This window comes from Sphingomonas sp. SP1, from assembly GCF_058313395.1.
In genome coordinates this window covers 2,114,543-2,129,596 of the sequence record NZ_JBZFLC010000001.1, presented here as the reverse complement: position 1 = coordinate 2,129,596, position 15,054 = coordinate 2,114,543, and the positions used below count along the sequence as shown (strand labels likewise).

General features: G+C 65.6%; 14 protein-coding genes. 7 read left to right on the top strand and 7 right to left on the bottom strand.

Annotated elements, in window-relative coordinates:
• Positions 1–6 precede the first annotated feature (6 nt).
• Positions 7–462, bottom strand: a complete 456-nt coding sequence (locus AC4GYS_RS10750) for an NfeD family protein (RefSeq protein ID WP_491109072.1) — start codon at positions 460–462, stop codon at positions 7–9.
• Positions 462–1,460 carry an SPFH domain-containing protein gene (locus tag AC4GYS_RS10745; protein ID WP_491109071.1) on the bottom strand — a complete coding sequence of 333 codons (999 nt, stop codon included), beginning with the start codon at positions 1,458–1,460 and terminating at the stop codon, positions 462–464. Before AC4GYS_RS10745 ends, AC4GYS_RS10750 begins: the two co-directional genes overlap by 1 nt.
• 66 nt (positions 1,461–1,526) lie before the next feature.
• On the opposite strand from AC4GYS_RS10745, the gene AC4GYS_RS10740 reads away from it, so the two are divergent.
• The 4 genes from AC4GYS_RS10740 to AC4GYS_RS10725 are packed head-to-tail and all read left to right on the top strand — an operon-like array spanning position 1,527 to position 5,512.
• A complete protein-coding gene (locus AC4GYS_RS10740; RefSeq protein WP_491109070.1) occupies positions 1,527–2,321 on the top strand; it encodes an HpcH/HpaI aldolase/citrate lyase family protein in 795 nt (264 codons plus the stop codon).
• Positions 2,322–2,358: 37 nt separating this feature from the next.
• On the top strand, positions 2,359–3,837 hold the full coding sequence (guaB, locus tag AC4GYS_RS10735; RefSeq protein ID WP_491109069.1) for an IMP dehydrogenase: 1,479 nt from the start codon (positions 2,359–2,361) through the stop codon (positions 3,835–3,837).
• A gap of 3 nt (positions 3,838–3,840) precedes the next feature.
• Positions 3,841–4,986, top strand: coding sequence for an RsmB/NOP family class I SAM-dependent RNA methyltransferase (locus AC4GYS_RS10730; protein WP_491109068.1), 1,146 nt, complete (start codon positions 3,841–3,843; stop codon positions 4,984–4,986).
• Between the two features lies 1 nt (position 4,987).
• Positions 4,988–5,512, top strand: a complete 525-nt coding sequence (locus tag AC4GYS_RS10725) for a tetratricopeptide repeat protein (RefSeq protein ID WP_491109067.1) — start codon at positions 4,988–4,990, stop codon at positions 5,510–5,512.
• Here the strand turns inward: AC4GYS_RS10725 and rsmA are convergent.
• From rsmA to AC4GYS_RS10705, 4 genes are all read right to left on the bottom strand, one after another.
• Positions 5,509–6,324: a 16S rRNA (adenine(1518)-N(6)/adenine(1519)-N(6))-dimethyltransferase RsmA gene (gene rsmA / locus AC4GYS_RS10720; RefSeq protein ID WP_491109066.1), complete on the bottom strand. Its 816-nt coding sequence runs from the start codon at positions 6,322–6,324 to the stop codon at positions 5,509–5,511. The two genes, AC4GYS_RS10725 and rsmA, sit on opposite strands and share 4 nt — an antisense overlap.
• Positions 6,321–7,343: a 4-hydroxythreonine-4-phosphate dehydrogenase PdxA gene (gene pdxA, locus AC4GYS_RS10715; RefSeq protein WP_491109065.1), complete on the bottom strand. Its 1,023-nt coding sequence runs from the start codon at positions 7,341–7,343 to the stop codon at positions 6,321–6,323. The genes rsmA and pdxA overlap by 4 nt, the downstream gene beginning before the upstream one ends.
• Positions 7,344–7,368: 25 nt before the next feature.
• On the bottom strand, positions 7,369–8,724 hold the full coding sequence (locus AC4GYS_RS10710) for a peptidylprolyl isomerase (protein WP_491109064.1): 1,356 nt from the start codon (positions 8,722–8,724) through the stop codon (positions 7,369–7,371).
• Between the two features lie 78 nt (positions 8,725–8,802).
• Positions 8,803–11,010: an LPS-assembly protein LptD gene (locus tag AC4GYS_RS10705; RefSeq protein WP_491109063.1), complete on the bottom strand. Its 2,208-nt coding sequence runs from the start codon at positions 11,008–11,010 to the stop codon at positions 8,803–8,805.
• Between the two features lie 150 nt (positions 11,011–11,160).
• On the opposite strand from AC4GYS_RS10705, the gene AC4GYS_RS10700 reads away from it, so the two are divergent.
• The 3 genes from AC4GYS_RS10700 to ndk all read left to right on the top strand — a co-directional run bounded on the left by AC4GYS_RS10700 (position 11,161) and on the right by ndk (position 13,577).
• Positions 11,161–12,630 carry a leucyl aminopeptidase gene (locus AC4GYS_RS10700; protein ID WP_491109062.1) on the top strand — a complete coding sequence of 490 codons (1,470 nt, stop codon included), beginning with the start codon at positions 11,161–11,163 and terminating at the stop codon, positions 12,628–12,630.
• 10 nt (positions 12,631–12,640) lie between these two features.
• Positions 12,641–13,078, top strand: a complete 438-nt coding sequence (locus tag AC4GYS_RS10695) for a DNA polymerase III subunit chi (protein WP_491109061.1) — start codon at positions 12,641–12,643, stop codon at positions 13,076–13,078.
• 76 nt (positions 13,079–13,154) lie between these two features.
• Positions 13,155–13,577 carry a nucleoside-diphosphate kinase gene (ndk, locus tag AC4GYS_RS10690; protein ID WP_491109060.1) on the top strand — a complete coding sequence of 141 codons (423 nt, stop codon included), beginning with the start codon at positions 13,155–13,157 and terminating at the stop codon, positions 13,575–13,577.
• Positions 13,578–13,642: 65 nt separating this feature from the next.
• On the opposite strand, the gene AC4GYS_RS10685 is transcribed toward ndk, so the two are convergent.
• The gene (locus AC4GYS_RS10685) at positions 13,643–15,028 is read right to left on the bottom strand and encodes a hypothetical protein (RefSeq protein ID WP_491109059.1); all 1,386 of its coding nucleotides are present in this window, start codon (positions 15,026–15,028) and stop codon (positions 13,643–13,645) included.
• Positions 15,029–15,054 lie beyond the last annotated feature (26 nt).

Here is a 15,054-nt window from a genome sequence, read left to right as displayed (position 1 = left end):
GCAGGTTCAGGCGGATGGAAGTTGACGTTCGGCTTCGACGGTCAGGCAATTGCCGTCAACTCCGGTAATGCGGACGCGCTCTCCGGCAGCGGCAGGACCGCCCCGGGCGCTCCACTCACTGTCGCCGACGCGCACTCGTCCGCCACGCTCGTCGATCGGCGACACGGCCTCCACGCTGCGCCCGATCAATCGCGCGGAACGGTCGTTGAGATGGGGGTCGCTGGTGGCGACGGGTCGCGCGGCATAGACCTTTCGGCCAATCATCACCGCCACGATCGTGTAGATCACGAACAACGCGAGCGCCGGGGCTGGCCCGAGGTCGAACAGCAAAACGAATGCGCCCGTCACCATGGCGGCGGCGCCGATGAACAGCAGGAAGAAGCCCGGCGCGACGACCTCGGCGATCAGCATCACCAGTCCCGCGATGAGCCATAGCCAACCGGGCTGAAGATCGTCCAGCATCAGCCCTGGACCCGCGGCACGCCCGACGTCGCTGCCGCTGCGCCGCGCTCTGCGGTGAGGTCGCGCTTTTGCTGCTGCGGAGAGCTTTCATCCTTGCCGAATGCCGAGCGCGCCAGCTCGCCGATCCCGCCCAGTGAGCCGATCAACTGGGTGGCTTCGACCGGGAACAGGATGGTCTTGGCGTTCGGCGAATTGGCAAACATGCCAAGCGCCTCGACGTACTTCTGCGCGATGAAATAGTTGATCGCCTGCGTGTTGCCGTCCTGAATCGCGTCGCTGACCGACTTGGTCGCGGCGGCTTCAGCCTGGGCCGCGCGTTCGCGGGCCTCGGCGTTCCGAAAGGCAGCTTCCTTGCGGCCTTCGGCTTCTAGGATCTGGGCCTGCTTCTCGCCCTCCGCCCGCAGAATTTCGGAGGCGCGCATGCCTTCGCTCTCGAGGATCGCGGCGCGTTTTTCGCGCTCGGCCTTCATCTGTCGGGTCATGGCGTTGACGATGTCGGACGGTGGGCGGATGTCTTTCAGTTCAACGCGGGTGATCTTGACGCCCCAGGCTTCGGTGGCGTGATCGACCACGCTGAGCAGCCGGGCATTGATCTCATCGCGCTTGGACAAGGTTTCGTCGAGGTCCATCGAGCCCATGACCGTGCGCAGGTTGGTGGTCGAAAGGGCCAGGATCGAGGTGTAAAGCTCGCTCACCTCATAGGCGGCCTTGGCCGGGTCAAGCACCTGGAAGAACACGACGCCGTCGACCGCGACCATGGCGTTGTCCTTGGTGATGATCTCCTGCCCCGGGATGTCGAGGACCTGCTCCATCATGTTGATCTTGCGCCCGACCCGGTAGAAGAAGGCGGGCACGAAATTGAAGCCGGGATCGGCAACGCGCACGAACCGGCCGAAGTGCTCGATCGTGTAGCGAAAGCCCTGGTGCACGATCTTGATGCTCATCATCATGTAGAGCACCACCAGCGCAGCCAGGATGAGCATGAAGGTCGTAAGCATGTCTTCCCCCGATGATTCTGCCGCGGACAATGCGATGTTCTCAGCCTCGTGCGAAGCGAAATCGGCATGACGCTCAATCTCTTCGGCAGACGGTCGGCCCTCTTCCTGCCCGCGAGCAATGCTCGGGCTATCGCCAAGGCGCGTGAAGCCGGTGCCGACCTCGTGATCCTGGACCTTGAGGATGCGGTCAGGCCAGATGCCAAGGACGCGGCGCGACAGGCTGCCGTAGAGGCTGTGGCGCAGTCGTGGCCTTGCCCCGTCGCCATTCGGGTAAACGGCCTCACCAGCGAGTGGCACCGCGCCGATGAGGCGGCGGTGCAGGGTTCCAACGCGGATCTTGTCGTGCTGCCCCGGTGCGAGGACGAAGCGCAGCTTCGGCTGGTTCATGAGCGGACCGGCAAGCCTTGCGCGGCGATGATCGAAACGCCGGCAGGGGTGCTCGCCTCACCCGGCATCGCGCGCGCGGCGGCCGCCTTGATCGCTGGCACCAACGACCTCAGGGCGGGCCTGCGACTACCGGCGGGGGCGGGGCGCGAGCGGATCAGCGCCTCGCTGCAGCTGATCGTTCTTTCCGCGCGGGCCGCCGGGGTCCCGGCCTTCGACGGGGTCTTCAACGGCCTGGAGGACGCCGACGGATTCGCCGCCGAAGCGCGAGACGGACGCGAACTCGGGTTCGACGGCAAGACCCTGATCCATCCCGACCAGATCGCGCCCTGCCACCAGGCCTGGGCGCCGAGCGCGGAGGAATTGGCTCGGGCCGGGCGGCTCGTAGCGGCGGCCCAGGGTGGCGCCGAACGCTTCGAAGGCGAGATGATAGAGCGCATGCATGTGGAGGCCGCGCGACGCCTGCTTGGCCGCTAGCACTTGCCGAATCGCCGCTCCCCGGTCAAAGGCGCGCATGGCCGATATCCTCGACGCTCCCGACATTCCGCTTGGTCTGACCTTCGATGACGTGCTTCTCCAGCCGCTGGAGTCGAGCGTGTTGCCGAGCCAGGCCGATACCCGCACGTTCCTGACCCGCGACATCCCCTTGTGCATCCCGATCCTGTCGTCCGCGATGGACACGGTAACTGAAGCGGACATGGCGATTGCCATGGCGCAACTGGGCGGCATCGGCGTCCTTCATCGCAACCTGACCATTGAGGAGCAGGCCAGCGCCGTCCGTCAGGTCAAGCGCTTCGAAAGCGGGATGGTGGTGAACCCCATCACCATGACCCCCGACCAGACGCTGGCCGAAGCGCTGGAACTGATGCGCGCCAACCGGATCAGCGGCATTCCGATCGTCGAGCGCTCTGGCAAGCTGGCTGGAATTCTGACCAACCGCGACGTCCGCTTTGCCGAAAATCCGCGCCAGCCGGTCGCGGAGTTGATGACCAAGGAAAACCTCGCCACCGTTCCGACCGGGACCAGCCAGGAAGATGCTCGCCGTTTGCTGCACCAGCGGCGGATCGAGAAGCTGCTGGTGGTCGACAATGCCGGCCATTGCGTCGGCCTGATCACCGTCAAGGACATCGAGAAGGCGGTCGCGTCCCCGAACGCAACCAAGGACGGGGAAGGGCGGCTGCGCGTTGCCGCGGCGAGTACGGTGGGGGACACCGGCTGGGAGCGATCGCAGGCCTTGATGGACGCCGGGGTGGACTGCCTGGTGATCGACACGGCCCACGGTCACAATGTCGAGGTGAGCCGCGCCGTGGAGCGGGCCAAGGCCGCTTCCAACCGGGTCCAGGTCATTGCCGGCAATGTCGCGACCGCCGACGCCGCCAAGGCGCTGGCCGATGCCGGCGCGGATGCGATCAAGGTCGGCATCGGCCCGGGATCGATCTGTACCACCCGGATCGTTGCGGGGGTCGGCGTGCCGCAGTTGTCGGCAGTGATGAGCGCGGCTTCCGCCGCCGCGAAAAAGGGCGTGCCGGTGATCGCCGACGGCGGCATCCGCACCTCGGGCGACATCGCCAAGGCGCTGGCCGCCGGCGCCTCGACGGTGATGGTCGGATCGCTTCTTGCCGGAACCGAGGAAGCTCCTGGCGAGACATTTCTCTACCAGGGCCGTTCCTACAAGTCGTACCGCGGCATGGGCAGTGTCGGGGCGATGGCCCGCGGCTCGGCCGACCGCTATTTTCAACAGGACATCAAGGACCAGATGAAGCTGGTCCCGGAAGGCATCGAAGGCCAGGTGCCCTACAAAGGGCCGACATCGGCGATCGTTCACCAGCTGGTGGGCGGGGTGAAGGCGGCGATGGGGTATACCGGCGCGACCAGTATTGCCGAACTGCAAAAGCGGGCGCGGTTTGTCCGGATCACCAATGCTGGCCTCAGCGAAAGTCATGTGCACGACGTCGCGATCACTCGCGAGGCGCCCAATTACCCGTCGCGCTAGGTCATGACTCCTTCGGCCCGTGCTCAGGCGGCGATCGAGATCCTCGATCAGGTGATCGCTTCAGCGACGAACGACGGCCCGCCGGCGGATGCGCTGGTGAGCGCCTATTTCAAGACCCGCCGCTATGCCGGATCAAAGGACCGCCGGGCAGTGCGGGAGCTGGTGTTCGCTGCCGTCCGCCACAGCGCGGAGCGACCGGCCAGCGGCCGATCGGCCTTGCTACCGATCGCATCCGAACTGTTCGACGGCTCGCCGCACGGGCCGGCGACAGTGGGCCCGAACGAGGCGGGCGCGATCCCCGGGATCGTGCCGCAATGGCTGGTCCCCGAATTATCGCCATTGGTGGAGGTGGGCGCAACGCTGGTTGCCCGGGCCCCGCTCGACGTTCGAGTCACCCGGGACCGGGAGTCGATGCTTGCGGAATTGCCAGGCGCCGAGCTTTCGCCGCACAGCCCCTGGGGATTGCGACTGCCTTCCGACAGCAAGGTTTCCGACCACCCGGCTTACCGGGAAGGCCGGCTGGAGGTGCAGGACGAGGGCAGCCAGCTGGTTGCGCTGGCGTGCGCTCCGGCCAATGGGGAATTGCTGCTCGATCTTTGTGCAGGGGCGGGGGGCAAATCGCTCGCACTCGCGGCCGCGGCGCCGGGCGCCACAATCATCGCCTGCGACACCAACCGGCAGCGCCTGTCGCGCTTGCAGCCGCGGGCCGACCGGGCGGGGGCAAGGATCGAGACCCGACTACTGAACGCGCCGCGCGAGCTTGATGCCCTTAGCGAATTCGAAGGCCGCTGCGATCTGGTATTGGTGGACGCGCCATGTTCGGGGTCGGGAACGTGGCGGCGCAATCCGGAAGGGCGCTGGCGTCTGACCCCCGAACGGCTTGAGCGGTTGCTGGCGTTGCAGGCGCGGGTGCTCGACCTCGCGGCTCCATTGGCCAAACCGGGCGGCAGGCTGGTGTACGCTGTCTGCTCTTTGCTGACCCGCGAAGGGGCGGGCCAGGCGGAGGCTTTCCTCAGCCGACATTCAGCTTACAAAGCCAAGGATACAGGGATAGCGGCTGGGCGTTACGATGGTCTCGGAAAGCTTCTCACACCGGGACACGACGAGACGGACGGCTTTTTTGTTGCACGGTTCGACCGTAACGCGTGAAATGCGGGTCGACTGGCTGGAGATGACGATGCGGATATTGCCAATTGCGGGTGCCCTGGGGATTGCTGCGGCGCTGGTGGCGAGCAGCGGTCAAAGCCAGACTCCGGACAGTCAGCTTAACCCGACCTCCGTTTCGTTGCAGAAGCAGGGTGAGGCCGCGTTGGCGGCTGGCAACTTCACGGCTGCCGACGATGCGCTTGAGACTGCGCTGGCGGTCGATCCGCGCAATCGGCAGGCGTTCGTTGCCCTGGCGAGGGTCGCGCAACGGCAAAAGCTTTACGGGCAGGCCGTGCGCTACACCAACAAGGCGCTGGCGCTGGAACCGAACGATATCAACGCCTTGACGGTCCAGGGCGAAGCCATGGTCGAGATGGGGGCAGGCGCCCGCGCGCAACAGAACCTGACCAAGGTCAAGCAGCTGTGCGGCGCCAACACTTGCGTCCAAGCCACCCAGTTGGCCGCCGCGATTGCCCGCGGCCCGGCGGTGGCGCAGAAGACCACGCCGGCCCCAGCCAAGCAGAACTAGCTCAGCGCCCGAGCCACTGCGACCCATTCGTCGACGCTGACCGTCTCGGCGCGGCGATCGGCCGCGATGCCCATCTGCGCCAGCGCGTCCAGCGCGTTGGGGACGGCCTTCACGCTTTGACGAAGCATCTTCCGGCGCTGACCGAACGCTGCTGCGGTCAATTGCTCGAGCACTCGTGGACTCACGCCATCAGGCTGTTCGGCGGGTACGATGTGAACCACCGCGCTCGCAACTTTCGGCGGAGGCGTGAACGCGGAGCGGTGGACGGGCAGGGCCAGGCGCGGACTGCATCGCCACTGCGCCGCGACCGCCAGCCGCCCGTAATGCTCGCTGCCCGGTGCCGCGACGATGCGCTCAGCTACCTCCCGCTGGAACATGAGGGTGAGCGAACGCCACCAGGGCGGCCACTGCTCTGTGCCTAGCCAGCGAAGCAACAGGGCTGTGCCGACATTGTAGGGCAGGTTGGAGATGATATGCGCCCCGACGCCGACCAGCGCAGGCTCATCGATCTTGAGGGCATCATCTTCGACCAGCGTCAGCTTGCCGGGAAACGCGTCCTGCAGCTCGGACAGGGCCGGCAGACAACGGCGATCCCGCTCGACCGCAGTCACGGAAGCGCCCGCTTCAAGCAATGCAGCGGTCAGGCCCCCGGGACCAGGTCCGACCTCGTAAACCCGCTCGCCGGCCAGCGAACCGGGGATGGCGGCGATGCGAGCGAGCAACTGGCGGTCGAGGATGAAATTTTGGCCGAGCGCTTTCGACGCGCTGAGCCCGTGCCGCGCGATCACTTCGCGGAGGGGCGGGAGGGTCACAGTCCGGGAGAGGGCGGGTTGGCCGCGCGATGGGCCGCGCAACTGGCGGCCATCGTGATCGCAGCGGCCATGGCGCGCGGGTCGGCCCGGTCCTCTCCGGCGATGTCGAACGCCGTGCCATGGTCTGGCGCGGTGCGGACGATTGGCAGGCCGAGCGTGATGTTGACGCCCTCTTCGAAATGCAGCGCCTTCAGTGGGATCAGCGCCTGGTCATGATACATGCAGAGCGCGGCGTCGTAGCGTGCGCGGGCGCTGCCGTGGAACATGGTGTCGGGCGGCAGCGGGCCGTGGACGCGCCAGCCTTCGGCGCGCAGGGCCTCGATCGCCGGTGCGATGATGTCGATCTCTTCCCGGCCGAGAGCGCCGCCCTCGCCCGCGTGAGGGTTGAACCCGGCCACTGCGAGAACCGGCTCGGCGATGCCGAAATTCCGCTGAAGGCCCCGCAAGGCCGCGCGCCCGCGGGCCTCGATCAGCTGTGAGGTCAAATGGGTCGCCACGTCGGCGAGCGGCATGTGAGTGGTGACCGGGACGGTCCGGAGGCTTGGCCCTGCCAGCATCATCGCGACATTGGTCGGCGCGACGCCGCATCGCTCGGCGACGAACTCGGTCTGTCCAGGGTGCGAAAAGCCGATTGCGTAAAGCTGTTGCTTGCTGACTGGACCCGTCGTCACGGCCGTTACCGAGCCGGACCTTGCCAACCCGACGGCAATTTCCAAGCTGTCCAGCGAGCAATGCGCGCCGGCGACCGTTGGGCAGCCGGCGATGCCACTTTCGGCCGCCGGCACCGCCAGCAGCGGCAACCCGATGTCGAAAGCCGATTCCGCATCCCGCGGATCGTCGATCACCGCGATCTCTCCGTCCCAGACCTGCGACAAGGAACGCGGATCGCCGACCGCGACGAACGGCGGCAGATTGAACCGATCGCGCGCGTCCCAGCATTTGGCGACGACTTCCGGACCGATCCCGGCCGGGTCGCCAAGCGAGACTGCGATGGGGGAAAGCGAAGGGGAGGCCACCATGGGTGCCTCCCCTTAGCCGCTGATCCTAGCGAAAGTCGATGACCGCATCGCGCCGCAGATCACGCAGGTAACGACGAGCGATCCGGTCGACGCGCTCTTCCGTCAGCTGGGCAAAGACCTGGTCGGTGCTCGGCGCCTCGCCGCCGGTGCCCTCGTCGCGACCGCAGATCACGAGGACCCGCACACCGTCGTCCAGGCTGCCGAAGGGGCGGGTGGATTGACCGACCTGCATCGGCAGCATCATCTGCTGGAGCGCGGGCGGCAGATCGCGCAGCTTGACGCCGTCCGAGCTCACCACCTCGCCGCGGAAGTCGGCGGCCAGCTTGTCCGCGCCACCGCAACCCCCGACGTTCTGCGCAGCGGCGGCGAACCGCGCCAAAACCGGTTCGGCCTGCGCCCGATTGGTGCCGGCCGGGAAGCTAATGGAAACCTGCTTGAGGCTCAGCTCCGCATCGCGCGGATCGGCCATTGCCACCTTGCGCATGTCCTGAACGGCGATGATCGAGATGCCGCCCGGCACGGGAATTGGCTGGCTGAGCTGGCCGGGCCCCATCTGACGGAGCACGTTCGCCAGCGAATCGGGCAATTGCTCGGGCCGCAGCCAGCCGAGATCGCCACCCACCGCCGCGGCGGTCGACTGGCCGAACTGGCGGGCATAGCCGGCGAAGGACGCGCCCTGTTGCAGGGCCGCGACGATCTTCTGAGCGTTGGCCTGGACCTCGGCCTGATTGGCCGGCGTGGCGGCGAGGAAGATTTCGCCGACGCGATATTCCTGCGTCCCCTTGGCTGCATTCAACCGGTCGATGACGGCCTTGACCTCCTCATCCCCGACGCTGACCCGGCTTTCGATCTTGGCGCGCTGCAGGCGCTGCCAGGCGATCTCGCCTTCGATCTGCCGGCGCATGGTACGGATCGAACTGCCGCGCGAGCGAAGGAACTCGGTCAGCTGCTCGGGGGTCTGCTTGTTGGTCCCGGCTACCCGCGCGACCGTGCGGTCGATATCCGCCGGCGTCACCGTGATCTCCGCCGCCTTGGCCGCCTGCACCTGCAATGTTTCGTCGATCAGGTTGCGCAGCACCTGAACGCGCAGCCGCTCCATCTCCTCCGCGGGGATCTTTCCGCCCTGCGAGATGGCCAGCAAAGCCAGCCGCTGATCAATGTCGGTCTGAGTGATGACCTCGCCATTCACGATCGCGCTGGCCTTGACCACCGAAGGGATCGCGCCGCCGAACACGGTGACGTCGGTCGGCAGGCGAAGGCCGGCGGTGGTGCTTGGCGTCGCCGGACGGGGAGCGGCGGGCTGCGCCGTCTGCGCCACCGCCATCGTCGCGCCGGTCACTGCCGCCGCGGCTGCCAGATACTTGCTGAAGCGAGCTGCCACTTGTATCTCAATCCCTTGTTATTTCAGCGAATAAGTCGCTTTGTTGCATCGCCGCTGAACCCGCGATGAGCGAGAGGGTCATCGACCGAGGCCCTTGAGCGCCAGCCGGAACTGAAAGGTGTTGCCCTCCCGAAGCGAACCGAACCGCTCATAGTCGCGCCGCCAGGATATGCCAATCGCCAGGCAATCGTCCTCATAATCCAGGCTGAGCCGGTGCCGGACCGGGTCCAAGCCGTCGGCCACCGACAGCGGGTCTTCAGCCTGGTCGGTCAAGTCCACCACGGTGGAACCGAAGACGGACCAATAGCGGCGGAATTGCCAGCGGCCCGCAAGCCGCACCTCTTCCTTGTCGCGCAAATCCTCGACCGAAGGATCGACGTTGCGGTTGAGCCTCAGATAGCCGACCCGCGCGTAGGTGTTGGTGGTGCCGAGCGTCAGGTCCAACTCGTTGCGGCGAACGACGAAGCCGTCCTTGTCGAGTCGGAAGCGATGGGTGAGGTCGACGAGGCGCCCGAACTGAAAGCGGGTGCGCCCGACGATGTCGGACCAGCGATCGGTAAGGCCCGTCCCGTCGGGAAAGATGCGCTCGTCCCGGTTGAGGCGATAGCTTTGCCCGATGGTCGTCGCGATGGCGAGGTTGGGACGGTCGTAGGCCCAGTCCAGCCCATAGGTCAGCCGCGAACCGTCTTCCCACCGGTCGTATCCGGGAAAGCGGTTGAGCGCGAATAGGTTGCTATCCTCAAGGTCGACCGCGCGGGAATCCTCATTGGGTATGCTGAAGTTCTTGCTCGGCGGCGTGAGGACCAGTTGCAGCCGCGGCGTGACCCGCTGGATGCCGCCGGCAAGGCCGCCGATGAGGGGCCAGCGTGCTTCGGCTGCCGCCGCAAAGATGCTGCGGGTGTGCCATCCGTCGTTTCCTCGATAGATGGCGGCGGAAGTCTTCGCGGTTTCGTCGGTATGATAAACGTCCGCGCGAGCGTAGCCCGTCAACAGCAATTCCTGCCCCATCGCGGTAAGGAATCGGCGGTCCCAGCGCGCGCCTGCGAATGCCCGTTGCGTGTCTTGTCCGTCGCGGCGAAGAACGGCCAGGCTGTTTGCCTGCAGTTCCACCCGCCCGCCGATCGCCGGTGGTACCAGTCGCCAGCGTGCATCGACTGCCGGCAGGGCGATCGGGATTCGCTGTTGCCGATCGGTCTCGCGAAGTCCCTGGAAGGACCAGCCGGCGATCGAGATATAGCTGTCGAAGTCGATCCGCTCGAGATTGAAGAATGAGCGGAGCTTGTCTTCGCGGGTGATGTCGTACCGGCGAGCCACCGTCTTGTCGGTCGCACGGCGCAACTGTCCAGTCAGCGACCAACGCGGTGTAAACTGAAATTTGCCGTTGGCGTCGATATAGGCCCTGAGGCCATTGTCCGAACCCGGATCGTCGTCGTTGCGGTCGCCATAGGTGACGAAGCCGCCTATCTGAAACGCGCCCAGACGGTTCAGATCGCGATACTTCAGGTCCAGACCGGGCAGCGATCCGCTGTAGATATGCGGCGTCAACGTCAGGTCGCGGTTGGGCGCAATGGCGAAGTGAACGGGAACGGAGACTTCGAAACCGTTCCGCCCCGACAATTTGATGTCCGGGAACAGCACGCCCGTCACGCCCTGCGAGCCCTGGCCCGTGCCGATGCTGAAGATCGGGATCAACGGCAACGGGATACCCAGAATCTCGAGCCGGCCGCGCTGGAAGCGGACGCGATCGCGGGCGCTGTCATACGTGACCCGCGCGGCCGTCACCTTCCAGCTAGGACGGCGTGGGCAACCGCTTTCGGTCGTCACCGGACAGGGGGAATAGACCGCGTTTTCAAGCGTGGTGACATCGCCGGTGCGCGTTGCCCGCTCGGCCGCCAGTCGGCCACCGCTTTCCAACACGACCAGCAGATTTTCGACCGTCGCGTCCCGAATGTCGTCGGTCAACACTGCGCGGTCGCCGACGAACTTGTCGCCTTCCGGGTTGGTGACGACCACATTGCCGGTGGCGACGACCTGACCGGTGCTGCGGGTCCAGATCACCTGGTCGGCGGCGACATAATTGCCGTCCTTTGCCAATCGGACCTGCCCCTGGGCAGTCACCACCTCGTTATCGCTGTCATAGGTGACGGTATCGGCGCTGAACGAGACTGCGTCGGCATCGGGAACGACGCTTGGTTCGGTCGAAGACGGAGCCGCCTGCTCCTGCGCGAGCGCGGGCGTGGCGAGCGCAAAAATCAGCGGCAACGCCGTCCAGCCAGTGAAACGCACCCGCAAGTTCCCCGCCGCCCTTTTGCCCTTGTTCCCGAAGAGCCCGGCCTATCGCACCTCGGGGGTCCAGCGGCAATGCCTTGCAAGCCACGCCTGACCGCTTAAGAGCCCCGATCAACCCTTTGCGCCAATTTCTCGAGGTTTCCACCCATGCAGATCCGCTTCGCTTCAAGCCGTCCGGCCGGTAGCCATGCAACTATCCTTCCCGTCGCCGGTGCCGATCGTTCGGTTCTCGCTTCGCTGGGCGCGGAGCAGGCGCAGGTTGAGGCGGCTGCGCGGCTGCAACGGTTCGAGGGCGAGGCGGGGGGCGTTGCCGAAACCTATGTCGCTGGTGAAAACGGCGCAGCCCGCCGGCTGGTGCTGATCGGGATTGGCGCGAAGGGCGATGAGGCGGCGGAAAAGCTGGGTGGCACGGCCGTCGCACGGCTGCTGACGTCGGGCGAGACGATCGCGGTGCTGGACGTCTCCAGTGCCGGCCTGTCGGCGGACGGAGTAGCCAAGGTCGCGCTGGCCGCGGCTCTTCGGTCATGGCGCCATGACCGTTACCGGACCAGACTCAAGGAGAAGCAAAAGCCGACCCTTGCCGAACTGGTGATCGTTGGCGCCCCCGACGATGCAGAGGCGCGGTGGACCGGCCGCTACCAGGCCGTCCTCAAGGGTGTGCAACTTACGCGTGAACTGGTCGCCGAACCGGCCAACATCATCTACCCCGAAACGTTCGTCGAGCGTTGCCGCCAGGCGATGGAGGGCACAGGTCTCGAGATCGAGGTCCTCGATGGGCCGGCGATGGAGAAGCTGGGCATGGGCGCGCTGCTGGGCGTTGCCATGGGTTCGGTCCGCGAGCCGCGCCTGCTGATCATGAAATGGAACGGCGGCGAGGCGAATGCCGCCCCGATCAGCCTGATCGGCAAGGGCGTGACCTTCGATACCGGCGGGATTTCGATCAAGCCGGCGGCCGGCATGGAGTCGATGAAATGGGACATGGGCGGCGCTGGCGCGGTCGCCGGCGCCATGCTCGCCATTGCCGGGCGCAAGGCCAAGGCGAACGTGATCGGCGTCTGCGGCCTGGTCGAGAACATGCCGGACGGCAAGGCGCAGCGCCCGGGCGACGTGGTCACTTCCATGAGCGGACAGACCATCGAGGTGATCAACACGGACGCCGAAGGCCGCCTCGTGCTTTGCGATGCCATCACCTACGTCCAGCGCACCTTCGCGCCGCGGCTGATGGTGGATCTCGCCACGCTGACCGGGGCCATGGTCATCGGCCTGGGACACGAATATGCCGGCGTTTTCTCCAACGACGATGGGTTGGCCAACGACCTGATCGCGGCGGGCACCGCGACCGGCGACAAGTTGTGGCGGATGCCGTTGGGCGATGCCTACGACCGCCTGATCGACTCGCCGATCGCCGACATCAAGAATGTCGGTCCGCGCGAGGGCGGCTCGATCACGGCCGCGCAGTTCCTCCACCGCTTCGTCAAAGACGGAATTAAATGGGCGCATCTGGACGTGGCCGGCGTCGTATGGAGCGACAAGCCGGGAACCACCTACGACAAGGGCGCGACCGGCTTCGGCGTACGCCTGCTCGACCAGTTCGTGGAGGCTTCGGCGGAGCGATGAACCAACGCCCGTGAAGGTCGATTTCTATCAGCTTGGCGGCATGCCGGTGGACGAGGTGATTGCGTCGCTCGCCGCCAAGCTGCTGGCGGAAGACGGGCGTTTGCTGGTGGTCGCCGCCGATGAGGGCGCGCTGGCCCGGCTCGACCGGCAATTGTGGGACCAGGGGCCGACAAGCTTTCTGCCGCACGGAATTGCCGGCGGGACCGATGATCCGCGCCAGCCGATCCTTCTGTCGACCACTCCGGACGCACCGAACCTTGCCCGCAATCTGGCCATCGCCGACGGCGAATGGCGGGAGGCGGCGCTGGCATTCGATCGCGCTTTCTATCTCTTCGACGAGGCGCACCTGCAGGGCGCGCGACTGGCCTGGAAGCTGCTGTCCGGGCGGGAAGGAGTGGAGCGCCGCTATTGGGCGCGTGAAGACGGACGCTGGATCCACAAGGCCTGACCTTGCCCTTTGTTGGTCTGCTCGCTAGGGGCGCGGCCAACCCGAACAATCCACCCATACAGGAGATCGCCCGGTCATGGCCGTGACGCGCACCTTTTCGATCATCAAGCCCGACGCCACCCGCCGCAACCTGACCGGTGCGGTCACCAAGATGCTGGAGGAAGCGGGTCTTCGCGTCGTCGCTTCCAAGCGCATCCAGATGACCCGCGAGCAGGCCGAGGGTTTCTACGGCGTCCATCGCGAGCGCCCCTTCTTCAACGACCTCGTCAGCTTCATGACCAGCGGCCCCGTGGTCGTGCAGGTGCTGGAAGGTGAAGACGCCGTGAAGCGCAACCGCGACATCATGGGCGCCACCAACCCGGAAAATGCCGAGCCCGGCACGATCCGCAAGGAATTGGCGGAATCCATCGAGGCCAATTCGGTCCATGGTTCGGACAGCGATGAAAACGCCAGGATCGAGATCGACTATTTCTTCAAGCCGGAAGAAATCGTCGGCTGAACTGGTCCAGCTTCATTGACTATCCCGCATTGGGCCGCCGGAGTGATCCGGCGGCCCTTTTGCGCTCAGCCAATCGGTTGTGCGGCGCCCGGCGAGCTTTCGCGAGTGGCCCGTTCGCCCAGCCAACGGGATACCAGAAGACCGATCGAGAGCACTCCCGCCCAAGCGAGCGTACGATTCATGAAGCTCGTATGGACAATGCCATGACTCACGAACAGCAAGTGCCATCCGAATATCACCACAAGCGGCGACAGGGTCAGCGCCGTTCCCAGCCAAGCGGCCTTTCCATGCAGCCGACGGAGCAGCGTGATGCCCACCAAAAGCGCCGGAACCAGGATCATGACGCCCGCGCCAAGGATCCGCGACCCCATCATGTAGGGCGAGTGATAGACCATCTTGGCGATGTTGTAGCCGAAGCCGAGCAGACGACTGTCCTTGATCTGTTCCGGCGAGATCCCCAGCCGCTCTAAGGTCAGCGCGTTTTCGGGTGCGATGTCCCATTGGTCGATCGACATCCATTTTGCGAGGCGACCTGCCGCCTCCTGCCCGATGGCAGGTTCAGTGCTAAGCGCGACGAGCAGGAATTTCGCAGCAAACATCGTGAGGAACGCAAGCGAAAAGCACCATATCGCCAGCCCGACCCGCCGCCATTCGAGGCTTCTCTCGATAGCGAAGATCGCAAGGATCAGGGCGAGTGCGATTGGCACGTAGCCGGTCAGGAACTCGAACGCGGCAACGCCTGCTCCAAAGAGGGCCGTGGCCGTCGCCAGGCGGGCTTTCGATATTTCCGCCAAGCTGTTTCGGGCGGCAAACAGCAGGAACCCGAGCAGGGTGAGATCGCCGAACGAAAAGGACGGCGACCAGCCGAAGGAATGCATTCCGGTGAAGAGGAATGCCCCCGTGCCAAGTGCCGCGTAGGGGAATCCGGCCTCGCGCGGTCGACGGATCAGTCCGGACCAGACGATCAGGCCCGCCAGGACGAGATTAAAGCCATAAAGCAGGGCTGTCGCGACGCCGAAGTCAAACGGAATGAGGAGCAATCCGATTCCGGTGACATAGCCATGAATGTACCGATGATAGGGCATGATGGCGCCTGAGCGGCCCGACGCCGATTCAATCATGTTGGCACATAGGTCCGGCCCCATGTTCGAGTAGCTCCGGAGGCTCCTCGACAAGGAATTGGATCGCTGTTCCAGGTTTGCAGTTGGCCTGGTGACGAGCATGTCGAGGACAAGGCAATCGTTGCCGTTGTAGCGGGGGCTTGCGAACTCCACGCCCTTCAGCGCCGGGAAAAGTCGAGGAAGGACCCCCCGGTCGACGGCAGCAAGAATTCGCTGCTGATACAAGCTTACCGGCATTGCGCGAACGACCATGGTCGCCGCCAGGACGGCGCCAAGACACGACAGCGCGACCAGGACGGTACGGCCACTCAAACCCAATAGATCACGCACGCTCTGGAGACCCCTTGCAAACGGTG

Bases quoted from the DNA above. Each gene is read 5' to 3' on its own strand.
- pdxA (WP_491109065.1), bottom strand. From the start codon at position 7,343: ATGGTGGCCTCCCCTTCGCTTTCCCCCATCGCAGTCTCGCTTGGCGAC.
- AC4GYS_RS10725 (WP_491109067.1), top strand. From the start codon at position 4,988: ATGCGGGTCGACTGGCTGGAGATGACGATGCGGATATTGCCAATTGCG.
- AC4GYS_RS10730 (WP_491109068.1), top strand. From the start codon at position 3,841: ATGACTCCTTCGGCCCGTGCTCAGGCGGCGATCGAGATCCTCGATCAG.
- AC4GYS_RS10700 (WP_491109062.1), top strand. From the start codon at position 11,161: ATGCAGATCCGCTTCGCTTCAAGCCGTCCGGCCGGTAGCCATGCAACT.
- guaB (WP_491109069.1), top strand. From the start codon at position 2,359: ATGGCCGATATCCTCGACGCTCCCGACATTCCGCTTGGTCTGACCTTC.
- AC4GYS_RS10745 (WP_491109071.1), bottom strand. From the start codon at position 1,460: ATGCTTACGACCTTCATGCTCATCCTGGCTGCGCTGGTGGTGCTCTAC.
- ndk (WP_491109060.1), top strand. From the start codon at position 13,155: ATGGCCGTGACGCGCACCTTTTCGATCATCAAGCCCGACGCCACCCGC.
- AC4GYS_RS10750 (WP_491109072.1), bottom strand. From the start codon at position 462: ATGCTGGACGATCTTCAGCCCGGTTGGCTATGGCTCATCGCGGGACTG.
- AC4GYS_RS10740 (WP_491109070.1), top strand. From the start codon at position 1,527: ATGACGCTCAATCTCTTCGGCAGACGGTCGGCCCTCTTCCTGCCCGCG.